Source organism: Methylobacterium sp. P1-11 (assembly GCF_008329595.1).
GTDB lineage: Bacteria > Pseudomonadota > Alphaproteobacteria > Rhizobiales > Beijerinckiaceae > Methylobacterium.
Genome location: NZ_NPKS01000090.1, coordinates 1 through 1270, shown reverse-complemented (window position 1 = coordinate 1270; position 1270 = coordinate 1). Strand labels below are relative to the sequence as shown.

The 1270-nt window shown below is 71.2% G+C and carries 1 protein-coding gene; it reads right to left on the bottom strand.

The window, feature by feature from the left end:
• Positions 1–82 precede the first annotated feature (82 nt).
• A partial coding sequence (hemA, locus tag CIW48_RS32815) for a 5-aminolevulinate synthase (protein WP_149314508.1) occupies positions 83–1270 on the bottom strand: 1188 nt, incomplete at its 5' end.

Here is a 1270-nt window from a genome sequence, read left to right as displayed (position 1 = left end):
CTCGTCCCTCGCCCCAACGTGGTTCCGCAGGGGAGAGGGGGCGTGTCGCGCTCTGTTGGCGGCGCCGGGACCGTGACGCGGCCTACTCGGCCGCCTCGACGAACTCCGTGCCGGCCCGCGGCAGGTCGAGCGCTTCCCAGGTCTCGCTGAGCGCCGCGGCAAGGCGCGCAATATGGGCCGCGTCGTGGAACGGCGACGGCGTGATCCGCAGCCGCTCGGTGCCGCGCGGCACGGTCGGGTAGTTGATCGGCTGGATGTAGATGGCGTGGCGCTCCAGCAGGTGGTCGGCCGCCGCCTTGCACAGCTCGGCATCGCCGACCATCACCGGCACGATGTGGGTCTCGGTCGCCAGCACCGGCAGCCCCGCCGCGCGCAGCGCCGCCTTGGTGGCCGCCGCCTGGCGCTGATGCGCCTCCCGCTCGGCGCTCGAGCGCTTCAGGTAGCGCACCGAGGCCCGGGCCGCGGCCGCCACCGCCGGCGGCAGGGCGGTGGTGAAGATGAAGCCCGGCGCGAAGCTGCGCACCGCGTCGCAGAGCGCCGCCGAGCCGGTGATGTAGCCGCCGACGCAGCCATACCCCTTGGCCAGCGTGCCCTCGATCACGTCGACCCGGTGCATGACCCCGTCGCGCTCGGCGATGCCGCCGCCGCGCGCGCCGTAGAGGCCGACGGCATGGACCTCGTCCAGGTAGGTCATCGCCCCGTAGCGCTCGGCCAGGTCGCAGATCTGACCGATCGGCGCCACGTCGCCGTCCATCGAGTAGACCGACTCGAACACGATCAGCTTCGGCCGGTCGCCGGCCTCCCGGAGCAGGTCCTCCAGGTGCTGGAGATCGTTGTGGCGGAAGATCTTCTTCGCGCAGCCGGAATGGCGCACGCCCTCGATCATCGAGTTGTGGTTGAAGGCATCCGACAGGATCAGGCAATCCGGGATCAGCCTGGCGATGGTCGAGATGCCGGCCTGGTTCGACACGTAGCCCGAGGTGAAGACCAGGCCCGCCTCCTTGCCGTGCAGGTCGGCGAGTTCGCGCTCCAGGTCGACCAGCGGCGAGGTGTTGCCGGCGATGTTGCGGGTGCCGCCCGCGCCGACGCCGCAGCGGGCGGCGGTCTCGGTCAGGGCGGCCACCACCTCCTTGTGCTGGCCCATGCCGAGATAGTCGTTCGAGCACCACACCGTGATCTCGGCCGTCTTGCCGTCGGGCTGGCGCCACTTGGCCGTCGGAAACCGCCCCGAAATCCGCTCGATATCCGCAAACACACGGTAGCGCCGCTC